The sequence below is a fragment of the Pontibacter fetidus genome (genome assembly GCF_010119545.1).
Taxonomy (GTDB): Bacteria; Bacteroidota; Bacteroidia; order Cytophagales; family Hymenobacteraceae; genus Pontibacter; species Pontibacter fetidus.
Genome location: NZ_JAAEAA010000002.1, coordinates 106,781 through 122,789 on the forward strand (window position 1 = coordinate 106,781; position 16,009 = coordinate 122,789).

General features: G+C 46.4%; 12 protein-coding genes. 9 read left to right on the plus strand and 3 right to left on the minus strand.

Features of this window, described 5'->3' with window-relative positions; genetic code table 11:
* Positions 1-3 precede the first annotated feature (3 nt).
* The 4 genes from GWO68_RS01600 (at position 4) to GWO68_RS01615 (ending at position 3,406) form a co-directional block, all read left to right on the plus strand.
* Positions 4-1,008: a PorP/SprF family type IX secretion system membrane protein gene (locus tag GWO68_RS01600; RefSeq protein ID WP_162344658.1), complete on the plus strand. Its 1,005-nt coding sequence runs from the start codon at positions 4-6 to the stop codon at positions 1,006-1,008.
* Between the two features lie 123 nt (positions 1,009-1,131).
* Positions 1,132-1,668: a hypothetical protein gene (locus GWO68_RS01605; RefSeq protein ID WP_162344659.1), complete on the plus strand. Its 537-nt coding sequence runs from the start codon at positions 1,132-1,134 to the stop codon at positions 1,666-1,668.
* Positions 1,669-1,687: 19 nt separating this feature from the next.
* Positions 1,688-2,089 (plus strand): DUF2721 domain-containing protein, encoded by a 402-nt coding sequence (locus GWO68_RS01610; RefSeq protein WP_162344660.1) that lies wholly within the window; start codon positions 1,688-1,690, stop codon positions 2,087-2,089.
* Between the two features lie 99 nt (positions 2,090-2,188).
* Positions 2,189-3,406 (plus strand): S-adenosylmethionine:tRNA ribosyltransferase-isomerase, encoded by a 1,218-nt coding sequence (locus tag GWO68_RS01615; RefSeq protein ID WP_162344661.1) that lies wholly within the window; start codon positions 2,189-2,191, stop codon positions 3,404-3,406.
* A 195-nt stretch (positions 3,407-3,601) separates the two neighbouring features.
* Here GWO68_RS01615 and GWO68_RS01620 read toward each other — a convergent pair whose 3' ends face one another.
* The 3 genes from GWO68_RS01620 to GWO68_RS01630 all read right to left on the minus strand — a co-directional run bounded on the left by GWO68_RS01620 (position 3,602) and on the right by GWO68_RS01630 (position 6,951).
* Complete coding sequence (locus tag GWO68_RS01620; protein ID WP_162344807.1) at positions 3,602-4,936, minus strand: M20/M25/M40 family metallo-hydrolase; 1,335 nt, start codon at positions 4,934-4,936, stop codon at positions 3,602-3,604.
* A gap of 229 nt (positions 4,937-5,165) precedes the next feature.
* Positions 5,166-5,678, minus strand: coding sequence for a hypothetical protein (locus tag GWO68_RS01625; protein WP_162344662.1), 513 nt, complete (start codon positions 5,676-5,678; stop codon positions 5,166-5,168).
* Between the two features lie 277 nt (positions 5,679-5,955).
* A complete protein-coding gene (locus tag GWO68_RS01630) occupies positions 5,956-6,951 on the minus strand; it encodes a DUF1028 domain-containing protein (RefSeq protein WP_162344808.1) in 996 nt (331 codons plus the stop codon).
* A gap of 205 nt (positions 6,952-7,156) precedes the next feature.
* Here GWO68_RS01630 and GWO68_RS01635 point away from each other — a divergent pair, with 205 nt between their 5' ends.
* The 5 genes from GWO68_RS01635 (at position 7,157) to GWO68_RS01655 (ending at position 15,982) form a co-directional block, all read left to right on the plus strand.
* Positions 7,157-7,957, plus strand: a complete 801-nt coding sequence (locus GWO68_RS01635; protein WP_162344663.1) for an NYN domain-containing protein — start codon at positions 7,157-7,159, stop codon at positions 7,955-7,957.
* 449 nt (positions 7,958-8,406) lie between these two features.
* On the plus strand, positions 8,407-11,130 hold the full coding sequence (locus GWO68_RS01640; RefSeq protein ID WP_162344664.1) for a S8/S53 family peptidase: 2,724 nt from the start codon (positions 8,407-8,409) through the stop codon (positions 11,128-11,130).
* Between the two features lie 150 nt (positions 11,131-11,280).
* On the plus strand, positions 11,281-12,795 hold the full coding sequence (locus GWO68_RS01645; protein ID WP_162344665.1) for a DUF6056 family protein: 1,515 nt from the start codon (positions 11,281-11,283) through the stop codon (positions 12,793-12,795).
* 452 nt (positions 12,796-13,247) lie between these two features.
* Complete coding sequence (dnaK, locus tag GWO68_RS01650; RefSeq protein WP_162344666.1) at positions 13,248-15,179, plus strand: molecular chaperone DnaK; 1,932 nt, start codon at positions 13,248-13,250, stop codon at positions 15,177-15,179.
* Positions 15,180-15,286: 107 nt separating this feature from the next.
* Positions 15,287-15,982, plus strand: a complete 696-nt coding sequence (locus GWO68_RS01655; protein ID WP_162344667.1) for a hypothetical protein — start codon at positions 15,287-15,289, stop codon at positions 15,980-15,982.
* Positions 15,983-16,009 lie beyond the last annotated feature (27 nt).

Below are 16,009 nucleotides of genomic sequence, written 5' to 3' on the forward strand. Positions count from 1 at the left end.
GCTATGAGACGTATTTTAACTATAGTAGTGGCACTGGTTGCCGCAGCAGGCACCGCACTGGCGCAGCAGCGCCCACAGTACACACAGTACGCATTAAACAATTACCTCACAAACCCTGCAGTAGGTGGCATAGAAAGCTATGCCGACCTGCGCACCAGTTACCGCGGGCAGTGGGCAGGTGTAGAAGGCGCACCCGAAACCTTTTATGCCACCTTCCATGGCTCTATCGGTAACCCGGACAACGCGAAAACTTCCCCTAAATCCAGGAAGTCGAACAAGTATGGTTTCTCGGGGCGTAACAGCTACAAAAAAGCTATTCCGCACCACGGGGTTGGCGCAGTAGTGCAGGTAGATAAAGCCGGTTTATTGCGGACATCTACTGTAAACGGAACATACGCTTACCACCAACCCATCACAAGGTATCTGACGCTATCAAGCGGACTGGCAGGTGGCGTAACCCAATATAGTGTAGATGTAAACCGTGCGCAGGTACTGGACCCCAGCGACCCTTACCTGACAGGCGGCAATATGACAGCCACTAAAGTTGATGTAGGGGTAGGTATCTGGCTGTACAGTCCTGATTTTTATGTTGGCTTATCTGGGATGCAGTTACTGAAAAGCAAGCAGGAAATTGTAACCTCCAATGACCCGGCCATGAACCTGTTGCCCCACTTTTACGGCACGGCAGGCTTACGCTTCCAGACGGCTGGCGATGTGGCTGTGGTGCCTTCAGTTATGGTTAAAGCTACTTCATCTGCCGCACCGGCCGTTGACCTTAACCTACGTGCCCTTTATGCACAGTATGTGTGGGGTGGTGTATCGTATCGGCACAACGATGCCTGGGCATTAATGGCGGGCGTTAACCTGAACCATTTGTTTGATGTAGGTTATTCTTACGAAGTTGCCACCTCCAGCATGAGCCGGGTTAGTGCAGGCAGCCACGAAGTAGTAGTAGGTTTTAAACTGAACAATGCCAGCCGAGTGCTCTGCCCGCAGTGGGTTTGGTAACTATAGGTTAAGATCAACAAATACAGACAGGGCCCGGTATACTTCAGTATTACCGGGCCCTTGTTTTTACATAGTATAAAAGCAGCCAAACTATTACCTTTGCAAAGTACAAAGCAACAAACCATGAGCGCCAAAAACCTACAGCTATTACTTGAGACAGCCTATGACACTGAGAACCCACAGGTTTTTGAGGAAGGCGCTGTCAGTGTCTATAAAAATTTTGAAGATGCCTATAAGACTTTTGTTAAAACGAATAAGGCTACAGACGAGCTGAACTTCAGGTTTGAGCGTGTGCGTTTAGGAGTAGCTATTGCCTTTCTAAAAGCCTATACCCGCCTGGCCGATAACGAAACAAGTATAGAAGCACTACAGATTTTACAGGAAGCCCTGAAAGCTAAAAGCTCGAAGGAGATTGACAAGATCGTGCAGAAAAAGATTGCGGTGTTTGATAACCTGTACCACGAGATTTTTGTGAACGAAGAGCGCGAGCACATACTTGGCCTTTTTGAAGCTACCCTGGATGCCAGCTCGAAAGAAGAACTGGACGAACTGATGCTGGAAGGACTGGAGTTGCTAACTGCTATCGATTTTGAGCACCATGCCCAGCAGGACGATGACGACGAACCTCTGGACGAAGATTTCCTTAAAAGTATACAGTAGCCAAAACTATAGTTGGTACATGGAAATTACGCTGACCACGCCTGCCCTTTTGTTTCCGGCGCTCTCGTTGTTACTGCTGGCTTACACCAACCGTTTTATGGCCTTGGCCAACCTTATCCGGAGCCTTAAAACCCGCTACGCCACTACGCAAAGCCGTTTGGTTTACGGGCAGATCGAAAACCTGCGTGCCAGGCTCATTCTTATCCGTAACATGCAGGCGCTTGGTATTTGCAGTATGTTTGGATGTGTGTTCTGCATGTTCATTCTTTTTGCAGGCTACGAAACGGCTGGTAAATACCTGTTTGGCCTGAGCTTATTATTGCTGCTGGCTTCGCTGGCTTTGGCGCTGCGCGAAATTCAGATATCCGTAAACGCCCTGACCCTGGAACTGAACGACCTCGAAGAAACCACTGAACAATAGTTAGTAACTAGTTAAGAGTTAAAAGTGAAGAGTTAAAAGTTAACTTAACATCACTACGCATAACTCTTAACTCATAACTCTAAACTCTTAACTAAATACATGTCTGATCCTAAAAAGCTGGCGATAAAAGATTTTGTGTACGAGCTGCCAGATGAACGCATTGCTAAATTTCCACTGCCTGAGCGCGACCAGTCGAAGTTGCTGTACTATAGCCACGGAACTATAGCTGATCATACCTTTACAGACCTGCCTTCGCTTTTGCCTGCCGATACCTTACTGGTTTTTAACGACACCAAAGTAGTGCAGGCGCGTTTATTGTTCCAGAAAGAAACAGGCGGAATTATAGAGATATTTTGCCTGGAGCCTGTAAAACCTCACACCGAAGTGCAGTTGGCCATGCAACAAACCCATAGCTGCACCTGGAAATGCCTGGTAGGTAACAACAAACGCTGGAAAAACGGCAAACTATACCTGCACTTTGAAGGCGGCACCGTAACCGCCGAGCGCGAAGCCCAGAAAGACGGACATTTCCTGATAAACTTTGCCTGGGAGCCTGCCAACCTGACTTTTGCCGAGGTGCTGGAACGCTGTGGTAAACTGCCCTTGCCGCCCTACCTTAACCGCGACCTTACCCCCGACGACCGTACTCGTTACCAGACCATTTATGCCAACCAGGAAGGTGCCGTGGCCGCTCCAACTGCCGGCCTGCATTTTACCGATAAGGTAATGGCAACTATAAAAGCTAACGGAATCACTACAGCCTATTTAACATTGCATGTTGGTGCCGGCACCTTTAAACCGGTAAAGGCCGATGTGATGGAAGAACACGAAATGCACGCCGAACAGCTCTACATCACCAAAGATTTTATACTTCAGTTACTGGCACAGGTAGAACAGCACAAACCTGTTATTCCGGTGGGCACAACCAGTATGCGCTCTCTGGAGAGTTTGTATTGGCTGGGCGTAAAAGTGCTGCAACAACCTGCGTTACAACAAGACCAGTTACATATAAACCAATGGTTTGCCTACGAGAGAGCTGAGTTACCTTCCGCAACTATAGCTTTAAAGGCACTGCTACAGTTTATGGCAAACTATAACACCAACCACCTGCACGCCAGCACCCAGATCATTATTGCGCCTGGCTATAGTTTCCGTATCTGCAAAGGTCTGGTTACAAATTTCCACCAGCCAGAAAGTACGCTGTTGCTGTTAGTGTCAGCATTGATAGGTGAGAACTGGCGTAAGGTGTACCAACATGCTATGGATAACAACTATAGATTCCTGAGCTACGGCGATAGTTCGTTATTACTGCCGTAAACTACAATGACCTCACAGCGTGCGCAGCTCCTGTGAGCGTCTAACTACGAAGCAATACAGACACTCACAGGTCTGGAAGACGCTGTGAGGTCTTCTTACAATCATTTCAAACAAAAACGCCTGCCCCGGAAAACCAGAGCAGGCGTTTCTATTTTATAGTTGGGAGACTGATCGTCAAATACCCGGATTTTAAAACTATAACCCGTACTGCGAGATCAGGTAAACCAGCGATGCCATAGAGGCGGCACCTAACTGCATTTCGCGGCGGTTTACAGCTTCAAATGTGTCGATGTTTGTGTGGTGATAATCGAAGTACCGCTGAGAATCCGGTTTAAAACCGATAAGCGCTACCGTTCCCTGGCCTTTAAGCGGACCAATGTCTGCGCCGCCGTGGCCGGCCCCTATTTCGTGTAAGCCATAAGGTGCCAGCAGCGGTTTCCAGGTTAATGCTTTTTGTATCTGGGCGGCATTGGCTTCCATGCCAAAACCGCGCGGCGTAAATCCACCAGCATCCGATTCGATGGCAGCCACGTGTTTCTCGCCTTTTGATTTGGCTTCTTCTGCATACTTACGACCGCCACGCAAACCGTTCTCTTCGTTCATGAAAAGCACCGCACGTATTGTACGTTTCGGTTTTATACCCAGGTCTTTAAACAAACGCAACACTTCCATCGATTGTACTACACCTGTTCCGTCGTCATGCGCGCCTTCGCCCAAATCCCACGAATCCAGATGGCCGCCCACAACTATAATTTCGTCTGGCTTCTCAGTTCCTTTCAGCTCCCCTATCACGTTGTAAGACAGTACTTCCGGCAGGTTCTCGCAGGTCATGCGCATATAAAACTTCAGTCCTGGATCGTTTTTAAGTTGTTTGCTCAGCATTTCAGCTCCTTTTGTACTGATTGCTGCCGCCGGAATTTTATCTACACCATCCTGGTAGCGGGTGTTGCCTGTGTGCGGCACATCCTGTATGTCGTTGGTCATGGAGCGAACTATAACTGCTACGGCACCAAGTTTGGCAGCTGCTACCGGGCCGCCACCACGCTGGTCAACGGCGCCACTATAGGCAGCCATCGTTTCTACATGCGTGTTATCGAACGGGCGGTTAAAGAAAACTATTTTGCCTTTTACTTTGCGTTTGCCCAGTTTTTCCAGCTCCTCAAAATTATGCACTTCTACTACTTCGGCAGTTAGTCCGCTTTCGCCGGTGCCCACCGAGCTGCCCAGCGCTGCAATATTTACGTTTGATGACCCGACCTGCGGGCTCAGGATCCGGCCAATTTCTTTATCGCCGCGCACCCAATGCGGCACCATCACTTCCTGCACATATACACGGTCGAGGCCCATTTTATTCATTACCTGCCTGCTCCACTCAACGGCGGCAGCGGCTTGTGGCGAACCACTTAAGCGGGCTCCTATGTTTTTGGTTAGGTAGCGCAGGTCGTCGTAGCTTTTGTAACTGGTAAGGGCATTGTTGTAAAACTGTTTGATAACAGCAGAGTCAGATGGTACTGCATTGAGCTGTGCCATAGCCGGCGCCGCTATCACCGTGGCTGCAGCCAACAGCAAATGGTGGAGTCTGTTTTTAATAAACATTGTCAGGTGAGTTGTTTTAGTTTGGTTGTTTGTTTGTGCCTATAAGTTAGAAATGTTTTCGGAGTTATAACATATACACAACGCTATACTTCTATTTTCCTGCTGATTTTATAATTTTTAAAAGATAGGTATAGTTTTGAGATGCCAGTTTCGCGGAACAGATCTATTTAAGTAAACTATCGGGAGCATACTTGATCTCTAACTTAAGGATAAAGTTTTGTTGGTGATGAGTGTAATATTTTATTCTCACACTATCTCTATCTCCCCGTATTGGTCCGCCATGCGATCTTGTTTTGTTAAACCCCTCCACAGCGCTGTAATCAGAATAACTAAAAGGAACTCCGGCTACAGTAAAACTTTCATATTTATGTCCTCCACTGGGCATAGGGTCAAAATCTTCAATTATTCCTTCCACACGTTTATACTTTTCGTTCCGAAGTGCATGCAATGCAATTTGTTCTGCATCTGATTGATTGCTATAGGCCGACACGGTCCAAATGAGTGAGAAAGCAAATAACATCAAACCAAAAACAGATTTGGAATTAAAGATTGTATCATGAATTCTATAGTTGGCTAATATCCAAATTCCAGAGAAAACAACGAATACTAAACCTATTAACCAAAAACTGTCTGACTGTGAGGTAGAGTACTCATAAACAGTTATGAAATCATTCATTTTGCAGCGTTTACAAAAGGTGGGCCCTTTCAGACTTTACCAATTACCTCTTGTTGTTTCAAAAATCCAAGACCTGAACTCATCTGCAAAGAAGGTCAACGTCTGGGTAACAACCTAAGGACAAAGAAGTCCACGGCAGACTTGCTTCCTGACAAGGATGTCCGGGAGAGCAACACATCAGTTTAAACTATAAGTAAGGTTGGGTCCCAACTATAGTTAGGCAAGAGTGGGGACGGTTGCGCCATTAAAGCCAACAACCGGCCCTAATCAAGTAAGTCTACTTCACCTCCATTATCTTTTTCAGATCCTGTGGTTTAAGTGTGAGCAGGCCGACTTCGGGTAAGCGGGTGGTTAGCTCTTTCCAGTTATCGTCTTTCTTGTATACTTCGCGCAGCAGTTTGGTAGCACCATTTATGTCGCCGTTGTTGGCTAAGGTTATCGCGTGCCAGTATTTCATTTCCAGGTTATTCGGGAACATGGTTTCGGCTTTGCCATATTCCTGCATCGCTTTGTCCATTTGCCCTTTTTCTACGGCCAGGTCGCCATTGTTCATGTGTTCGTAGGCGCGGTATACTTTCAGCAGGCGCGCTAGTTCGTCCAGTGGTTTTTCGTGGTCATCAACTCTTAAGTCTATCGTTCGTTCGTCCCAGGGCTGGTCGTTTTTTTTGCCTTTTACCACTACCAGCGCCGCCGATTGTTTGCCACGTATGTCGCCGCCTTCGCGCTCGGCTGCCTGCATGGCCAGCAGCACACGCTCGGCCAGTGGCTTGCCGGTGCTTTGCTCAAAAGCCTTTGCCATGGCCGGCCACACTTTGTCTGTCAGCATCATGTTGGCCTGTACCGAAAAGTTTTTGCCAGTAATATGCCCAGCATAGCGAATGCAGTTTTTACCGGTATGGGTCGCCACGCGGCCCTGTGCATCCAATATCGAGACCTGACGTACCTCGCGGCCCTCATCATCTTTCAAAAGTATAGCCAGCGCTTCTTCGGGAGTTTTGCCTTGCTTTAAAAGCTCCAGCCCGCGCATACCAAACGATTTGTTGGTAAACGATTGCGTAGCAACTACCCCAACCCCTGCTTCGGCCCAGGGCACAGCCGTACCCACCGAGAACCAGTGACTTTGCACCCCCACTGCCATTTCGCCGGTTTCGGGGTCGCGGGCAACTATAGAATAGGTATGGGCCAAGGGTTCGTCGGTTTTAAACACCTGCGCACGGGCAGCAGGCATAGCCAGGCAGCAAACCGATGCCACCGTGTAAAGCGTCTTTTTCATGAAGTTCAGGTTCATAAGAGAAGTATAATATTGTTGTAGATATACCGAGATAAGTGTAAGTATGTTGGCAGTTGTAACTATAAACTGCTGTGTAAGAACCCCTGACAACTATAGCCACAACCCTCTACCAACGTATAAGTATACCATAAAAATCAAACAGCTACAATACAGGCCGGCCGCGTTGCCGTCAACATGAAACCTATACATGAGAAACCCTTATCCTGAAAAAAAGAAACACCGCTTAGCTATACTGATTGACGGCGACAATGCCCAGCCTAGCCTTATAGTTAAATTACTGGCTGAAGCCGGCAAGTATGGACAGATAACGATACGTCGTATTTACGGCGACTGGACTACGCCGCAAATGAACGGCTGGAAAGAATGCCTGAACCACCACGCCATACAACCGATACAACAGTTCAGGTATACGATAGGTAAAAATGCCACCGACAGCGCCCTTATTATAGATGCTATGGATTTGCTGCACAGCGGCCTGGTTGATGGTTTCTGTATCGTATCATCAGACTCAGACTATACCCGGCTGGCCACACGCATACGCGAAGCCGGTATTTTTGTAATGGGCATTGGGCAGCGCAAAACGCCAAAGCCGTTCGTTAATGCCTGCAACATCTTCATTTTCACCGAAAACTTGATCGAGCATATTGATGAAAAGCAGATTGAGGATGCGGAACGTGTAGCAGAAAACGGCACAAACCATCAGCGCCCTAACCCAATACCTTTGCTGAAAGAAGCCTTTAGTATGGCTGCCGACGAAGATGGCTGGGCGCACCTTGGTGCAATAGGCGTAAACCTGCGCCAACTCGACCCCAGCTTTGACCCACGTACTTTTGGTTACGGGCAGTTGTTGCAACTTATAAAAGCGCACAAAGACCTGTTCACGATCCGGAAAGAAGACGACAAAGGTCCATCAGCGGTATATGTAAAGCGCGCCAGCAAAAGGCGTAACAGCAAAAAACCAAACTCCTCATCAGCAGAGCAACTATAAACTATAGTTACGCAGAACATTTATCAAACAGAAACGGCGACTATAAACAGTCGCCGTTTTTTTGTGCCTATAGTTTCAGTAGCACTCTGGCCTACTTGCCATAGATTGCATTAAAAACACTTGAAAGAATCAGAAAACCATAAAACTATAGCATTATAATTTATAACTATTTTTGTTTAATCGATCAGCCAAACTTAAGCATTTCTTAACGCAGCATACAATTTATCTTTCAACATTCCTCTAATTGTGCTATTCTAAAATACCACTCAAAACACTGTCTAGCAGCTAAATAAAGCCTTTTTAAAAAATTTACAGCAAACTACTCAACGATGTTTAAACAAGTATAGTACAAAGCCATATTATACTTAACCTTAAACAAATACATAATTTAACACCCTTTTATTATAACATTTCCAATAAATATGTAACACTTTTAACTCACCTCACCTATGACTAAATTTTTAAGTTTTGTTATGATCTGCCTCTTCACGGTTGGCAACATAACCGCCCAGAACAAACTTGACAAAGAATTGCAAAGCCTGCTGCAAACTACTACCGGCGCGGTAGGAGTTGTTGTAACCTTCCACGGCAATGCTGCTCCCACTACCTCCAATATAGCCTTACTTAACTCACTCGGTATTACCAGCGGTGTTACTTTTAAATCACTCCCGATTGCCGGCGTACTAGCTACTACAGCTCAGATAAATGCCCTGGTAAATAACGATCAGGTGCGGTCTGTTTACCTGAATAAAAAGCTTACCTATTACAACTATAACGGCACCCACCTGACCGGCGTGCGCAGGCTGCGTACCGACAAAGAGATGATCGCCCGTAACAAAGGCATTCCGGTATCAGGGAAAGGCATTACCGTGATGATAAATGATAGCGGGGTGGATGGCACCCACGAAGACCTGAAGTTCGGGACACACCTGGTACAAAACGTGCTGGGCTCCACAAACCTGAACGGAGTAGACGCAATGCTGCCTGTAACATGGGTTGAGAATGTACCAAATACAGATACTAACTCGGGCCACGGTACGCACTGTGCAGGCTCGGTGGGCGGAACCGGCGCTAAATCGAATGGCTTATACGAGGGTGTTGCACCAGGCGCTACGCTGGTTGGTTATGGCTCGGGGGCTGCGCTGTTAGTGCTCGATGCTATTGGCGGTTTTGATTATGCTCTTACCCACCAATACCAGTACGGCATCCGGGTTATTTCTAACTCGTGGGGCACCAGCGGCGATTTTGACCCGAACAACCCGGTAAACGTTGCCTCTAAAAAAGCGTATGACCGCGGCATTGTTTCGTTATTTGCGGCTGGTAACGATGGCCCGAGCTCTGACACACACAACCCCTACGCCATTGCGCCATGGGTAATTTCTGTTGGTGCCGGCGACAAGTATGGCCGCCTAGCAGATTTCTCGTCGAGAGGTGTAAAAGGCGAAGGTGGCACTTTTACGATGGACGGCGAAACCTGGACCTATGAGAACAGACCAACTATAGTTGCACCCGGCGTTGACATTGTTTCAACCCGCGTTATTGGCCCGGTAGCATCCCTGGAGGCACAACACGACATCGAAACCCTGGACCCGGCACACGTACCGTACTATACCCACATGAGCGGTACTTCTATGGCTACGCCACACACCGCAGGTATAGTTGCGCTTTTACTGGAAGCTAACCCTTCTCTTTCTCCGGCCCAGGTAAAAAGCATCCTTCAGAAAACGGCTACCAATATGCCAAACTACGAGCCTTGGGAAGTAGGCGCAGGGTATGTAAATGCCTATGCTGCCGTGGACCACATTTACCGCAACACCACATTTGGCACGTACGCTAACCTTACCCGTACCTTTAACAGCAGTGTAAATTCTGTTACAGAGACCACACCTTTTACTATTGACTATAACCCGTTGCTGGCAGCCAATAACCAGATGACCTTTACGGTGGCGGAAGGCACCAACAGCATTGAAGCAAAAATAAGTGCAGGAGGTTTGTTAGGAGAATCTGGTAACCCGGTCAATCTTATACTTTTAAGTCCGGATGGCACACAATACAGAGCCGGTATACCTGTTACGTTTAGCCTGACTTACGACAGAGGTGTTGCCGTAGCATCACCGATGCCTGGCCAGTGGACATTAAAAGTAGAAGGTTTGCAAGGTATAGCATTCCCGGAAACTATAAACGGTAAAATAAGCCTACAGCGTGTAAACGGCACCTCCGGCATGACTGACATTGCTGGCCACCCTGCCGAAGCAGCTATTAAAATGGCAGTTGCTGCCCGCTTAGTAGATGGATTGAATGGTGCCTTTAAGCCTGATGATCTACTGAAGCGCATTCAGTTAGCTGATTACCTGATGATGGGCCAGGCAGTACGCCAGTTTATGCCAACAAACGGCGCTGTTACGTTCACAGACCTGAAAGGCAGCGAAGTTTTACTTGGGGAATCGGTAGTGGCCAAAGGTGCTGCACTTAGAGACAGACTGCACGCGTACAATGGTGTAATGCTGCCAACCAGTACAGGTAAATTCTCACCGACCGGAAACGTGAACAGAGCCAGTTTAGCTTACTCGTTAGTGCAGGCACTTGGCTTACAGGAATTTGCACTGGAAAGAAATGGCAAAGCAGTAACAGTTACGGTAGACGGCAAGAAAATTCCGGTAGATGACGCCAAGCAAATACCAGCCGGCCTGGAAGGTTATGTAAGTGTAGCCCTGGAGTTAGGTCTGATTAATGCCTATTACAGCGTTACTCAAGGCCCGCTTGACCTGTTCCCGACGATGCATGCTACTTTTAAGCCAACACAAAACGTAACCCGCGCCGAGTTTGCTGTTATCGTTACCAGAACCTACAACTCCTGGAACGCGACCACACAGCCGGTTGCCACATCCACAACTTCAGCAATAAAAACTGCTAACGCCGAAGAAAGCTACGCCTACCCTAACCCAAGCACCGGTCGTAGCACAATCAGTTATACAGTTACTGCAGAAGGCCCTGTGGCTATAGAGGTATATGATGTAATGGGCAGAAAAGTACAGACAGTTGTTTCAGAAAAACAGGCTGCCGGCCGCCATGCCCTTCAGTTTGACGGAAGCAAATTACCAGGTGGCACTTACCTGTACAGAATTACTGCTAACGGCAAAACTTCTACCAACCGATTGATCCTTACGAAATAGAAAAATATAGAATAGGTTATATGGTTAAAAAGCTCCTCAGTTTGGGGAGCTTTTTTTATAGTATTGCTTCTAGTTTTAGAGTTGCTGTGAAGTGTAATTTTATCTGCTGCTAAATCTTGCTACTTTTATCCTGCTACAACTAAACCTACTATGCCCACGCAGCCACAGCAGACACGTTTCTATACTTATACTAACCGAATACTGATTGCAGTTGGGCTCTATACTTTATTACCCTTTCTTATACTTGCCTTTTACAGCCACCCGCAAGCCGACGATTTTAGTTTTGCTGTGCGTGACCGCGAACTGGATTATTTAACTGTTTTTCAGCAATACTATAACTACTGGACTGGTCGCTACTTTAGCACTATAACCTTATTCCGCATTAACCCCATGATCTGGGGCTCACTTTCTGTCTATAGACTTAGTTCTATACTTTTACTCATTCTGTTTTCCGGTAGTATATACTTTATACTATCAACTATAACCCAAAAAACTCTTTCTAAAACGGGGCTTACTTCCTTAGCAGCCTTGCTATTTGCGTTGTACCTGTTACAATTGCCAAACCCTTCCGAAGGGTTCTATTTTTTCTCGACCTACGCTACGTACCAGTTGCCTAATATCATGCTATTGGTAATGCTGGCTATAGTTTATAAATTCTTTCAGGCACGAAACTCATGGGTAAAGCAGGTGTACATTGGGCTGGCAGCTATTGGTTCCGCCGCTATAGTTGGCTCCAACGAAATGGCGCTGGTCATCGCTTTTACAACTGTGGCCTTCATAACTATAGTTAATCTTAAAAACCCGGAGGCACGGCCATACTTACTATTCCTTTTTGTAGTTTGCATGGTCTGCTGTTTTATAGCGGTAATGGCGCCCGGCAACTATAACCGCATGAACGAACACCCAAATGGTGGCAAGCTGATCTGGTCTGTGGTTTATGCAGGATTTATGACGGGGCTTTCTTTTTATCGTTGGCTACTCCCTATACTGGCGGCATCTATAGTTTACATCTACTGCTTCGGGTTGCCACTGGCCGACAAGGTAAAGCACAACAGGTTGTTTCAGGTTGATATTCGGTTGGTTTTACTATACTTTCTGGTTACTATTTTCCTGATGAATTTTGTGTTTGCCTGGTCTACGGGCGAGCGGCCGACCCCACGATTGGAGAATGTAATCTACTTCTTCTTTCTGTTTGGGTGGTTTTATGGGTTGCAAGTAGCCATTACTAAGTATAAAACTTTTTTCAGCGCAACTACTATTTCTCCGGTTCCAGCAGCCTTTGCGCTGCTGATCTTTTTACTAAGTATTGTGCAGATAGATAATAATATCAGCACAGCTTATGTAGACCTGGCATCGGGTAAAGCTGCTGCTTATGATAAAGCCCTGAACCAACGGTATACTTTACTCAGAAATTCGGATTGCGCTGAATGTATAGTTGCTCCACTGCCAGCTATCCCTAAATCCATTTACTTTGCTGATATCGTTTCCCGCTCCGAAAAACCTGAAAATGGGATTGACATGACGTGGATAAACAAAGGAGTAGCGGCTTACTTTGGCAAATCAGAAGTCTACCTGGCTGCACCAAACCCACCAGTTCAGGATAACCTTACTACCCTTCGGCAGGCCGGCAAAAGCACCCTCAAAAAAGAATCTGTCATTAAATAAAAAATATTTTAAACTGCTTGCAACCCTTTTGCCTCTTCAGGTACTCTTGTTTACAGAAGGCCTGTAGTAAAACTTTCTTAAGGTGTAAGTTAAACAGCAATCAAGCCTTCGCACAAATGTGTTTTAGGTGTTAAAGTGAACATGGCTCCCGTTACTTGTTGTGGCGGGGGCTTTTGTTTTTTATTGCTGTCCACTCCCATCTTCTCTAATCCCAAACTATAGTTCTTCCGTTTGCTAAAAGTAGTTGCTTAAATACTGGCCGCAGGTAACAGGAAAATATGTCGCACCTACCTTTTTAGGCTTCGAAATTAGTCAGACAAAACCGTAACTGTAGTTGTGCTTCGTGACAGAATGACATAAAAAGTTAGCCTGAAACCGGTTGGCATATTGGTTGATATAGTGCTATCAACTGAAAAGAAATTTTACATAGGAAACTATAATAAAACTATAGAATGGGAAAAATAATTGGTATTGACTTGGGTACAACCAACTCGTGCGTTGCCGTAATGGAAGGTAACGAGCCAGTAGTTATACCTAACAGCGAAGGCCGCAGAACAACGCCGTCTATCGTTGCTTTTTTAGATGGCGGTAACGGCGAGCGTAAAGTAGGTGATCCTGCAAAGCGCCAGGCCATCACAAACCCACAGAACACGATCGCTTCGATCAAGCGTTTTATGGGCCACAGCTACAACGAGGTTAGCGAAGAAGCAAAACAAGTATCTTACAAAGTAGTGCAGGGTGCCAACAACACCGTGCGTGTTGAGATCGGCGACCGCCAATACACGCCACAGGAAATTTCGGCAATGGTGCTTCAGAAAATGAAAGCTACTGCTGAGGATTACTTGGGCACAACTGTAACAGAAGCGGTTATTACCGTACCAGCTTACTTTAACGATGCGCAGCGCCAGGCAACTAAAGAAGCCGGCCAGATTGCAGGTTTGGAAGTAAAGCGTATCATTAACGAGCCTACGGCAGCAGCGCTTGCTTACGGCCTGGATAAAAAGCATAAAGATCAGAAGATCGCTGTATTCGACTTAGGTGGCGGTACCTTCGATATTTCTATATTGGAGCTGGGTGATGGCGTGTTTGAAGTACTTTCTACGAATGGTGATACACACCTTGGTGGTGATGACTTCGACCAGAAGATCATCAACTGGCTGGCAGAAGAGTTTATTGCAGACGAGAACATTGACCTGCGCAAAGATCCAATGGCACTTCAGCGTCTGAAAGAAGCTGCTGAAAAGGCTAAGATCGAGCTTTCGTCTTCTAACGAGACTGAGATCAACCTGCCATACATTATGCCGGTAAACGGTATTCCGAAGCACCTTGTACGCAAACTGACCCGCGCTAAATTCGAGCAGCTTTGCGATGACCTGATCCGCAGATCTATGGAGCCTTGTAAAAAAGCGCTTCAGGATGCTGGCTTATCTACTTCTGATATTGATGAAGTGATCCTGGTGGGTGGTTCTACACGTATTCCACGTGTTCAGGAAGAAGTTGAGAAGTTCTTCGGTAAGAAGCCTTCTAAAGGTGTAAACCCGGATGAAGTTGTGGCAATTGGTGCTGCGATCCAGGGTGGTGTACTGACAGGTGAAGTTAAAGATGTATTGCTGCTTGACGTAACGCCGCTTTCACTGGGTATCGAGACAATGGGTGGTGTAATGACCAAACTGATCGAGTCTAACACAACTATCCCTACCAAGAAGTCTGAAACGTTCTCTACGGCATCTGATAACCAGCCGTCTGTTGAGATCCACGTACTGCAGGGTGAGCGCCCGATGGCGAAAGATAACCGTACCATTGGTAGATTCCACCTGGATGGTATTCCGCCAGCGCCGCGTGGTGTTCCGCAGATCGAAGTTATTTTCGACATTGATGCCAACGGTATATTGCACGTAACTGCTAAAGATAAAGCTACCGGTAAAGAGCAGAAGATCCGTATCGAAGCTTCTTCAGGACTAAGCGAGCAGGAAATTGAAAGAATGCGCCAGGAAGCAGAAGCCAACGCCGAAGCTGACAAGAAAGCGAAGGAAGAAATTGAGAAGCTGAACACAGCAGACTCTATGATCTTCCAGACTGAAAAGCAGCTGAAAGAGTATGGCGAGAAGTTATCGGAAGGTAACAAAACTGCAATTGAGGGCGCTCTTGGCCAGCTTAGAACTGCACACGGTGCTAAAGATATTGCCGGAATTGATTCAGCAATGGAAGCCTTGAACAACGCCTGGAGTGCAGCATCGCAGGAAATGTACGCAGCCGGTGCCGGACAGGAAGGCGCTGCTGGTGCAGCAGGCGGTAACGGCCAGGCTGGAGGCCCGCAAGGCCAGGCAGCCAACGATGGCGGTGTAACCGATGTTGATTACGAAGAAGTAGACGGAACGAAATAAGAACCGAATACGCAACTATAGAAAAGCCCCGCTGGTTTTAGCGGGGCTTTTTGTTTTAAATTAATTTTATAGTATATAGCGTTTATATTATATAAACGCTATATACTATGAAACGACTTATACTTCTTGTTTTTACATGTTACCTGATACAAAACGCTTCGGCTCAAAATCAGCCAAATTCATATTTTGTTAGCTCTGGAATTGGTGGCTCCATAAAAAAAGAAAATAACGGACACGAGTTCCGAACTTTTAAAATTACACCATCAATAAATTACGCCATTAACAGGTTATGGTCTGTTGGTTTATTTGCTGACTATAGTAAAAGCACAAGCAAAGTAAATTCTACACAGCTCGGAAACGGTCTAACCATTATACACCAAGACTTTATTAGTGAAAGTAAAAACTGGTTTGTAGGACCACAGGCTCGGTTTTATTATCCTGTTATATCGGGCAGTTTATACTTTTATGGAGAAGTACAGGCTGGCATAAATTCAGAATCTATAAATGGTGAGACGCTTGGAGTAAAAACGGAGATGCAGGAATCTCCTATTGGTCCACCAAAACCAGTGACTACTTACCTTACAGTGTCAATAGACAGGGAAATCAGATCTGTTCAGTCCTGCCTATCGCCGGGTATGGTCTTTTTCCTGACACCAAAGTTTGGGATTGAGCTTGAAGTGAATATACTAAAATACAACAAAACCACGAAAGACAGTGGCTATAGAGGTGAGCCGCAGGAACAAAGCCTAACGGCTGATATGAGCCTGGCCAATACAAACCTGGGTGCCAGCTTCTACTTTTAAGCATACTACTGGTATCGACATCAATCC

Bases quoted from the DNA above. Each gene is read 5' to 3' on its own strand.
- GWO68_RS01620 (WP_162344807.1), bottom strand. From the start codon at position 4,936: ATGGCACAGCTCAATGCAGTACCATCTGACTCTGCTGTTATCAAACAG.
- GWO68_RS01605 (WP_162344659.1), top strand. From the start codon at position 1,132: ATGAGCGCCAAAAACCTACAGCTATTACTTGAGACAGCCTATGACACT.
- GWO68_RS01615 (WP_162344661.1), top strand. From the start codon at position 2,189: ATGTCTGATCCTAAAAAGCTGGCGATAAAAGATTTTGTGTACGAGCTG.
- GWO68_RS01600 (WP_162344658.1), top strand. From the start codon at position 4: ATGAGACGTATTTTAACTATAGTAGTGGCACTGGTTGCCGCAGCAGGC.
- GWO68_RS01640 (WP_162344664.1), top strand. From the start codon at position 8,407: ATGACTAAATTTTTAAGTTTTGTTATGATCTGCCTCTTCACGGTTGGC.
- GWO68_RS01655 (WP_162344667.1), top strand. From the start codon at position 15,287: ATGAAACGACTTATACTTCTTGTTTTTACATGTTACCTGATACAAAAC.
- GWO68_RS01630 (WP_162344808.1), bottom strand. From the start codon at position 6,951: ATGAAAAAGACGCTTTACACGGTGGCATCGGTTTGCTGCCTGGCTATG.
- dnaK (WP_162344666.1), top strand. From the start codon at position 13,248: ATGGGAAAAATAATTGGTATTGACTTGGGTACAACCAACTCGTGCGTT.
- GWO68_RS01645 (WP_162344665.1), top strand. From the start codon at position 11,281: ATGCCCACGCAGCCACAGCAGACACGTTTCTATACTTATACTAACCGA.
- GWO68_RS01610 (WP_162344660.1), top strand. From the start codon at position 1,688: ATGGAAATTACGCTGACCACGCCTGCCCTTTTGTTTCCGGCGCTCTCG.
- GWO68_RS01635 (WP_162344663.1), top strand. From the start codon at position 7,157: ATGAGAAACCCTTATCCTGAAAAAAAGAAACACCGCTTAGCTATACTG.
- GWO68_RS01625 (WP_162344662.1), bottom strand. From the start codon at position 5,678: ATGAATGATTTCATAACTGTTTATGAGTACTCTACCTCACAGTCAGAC.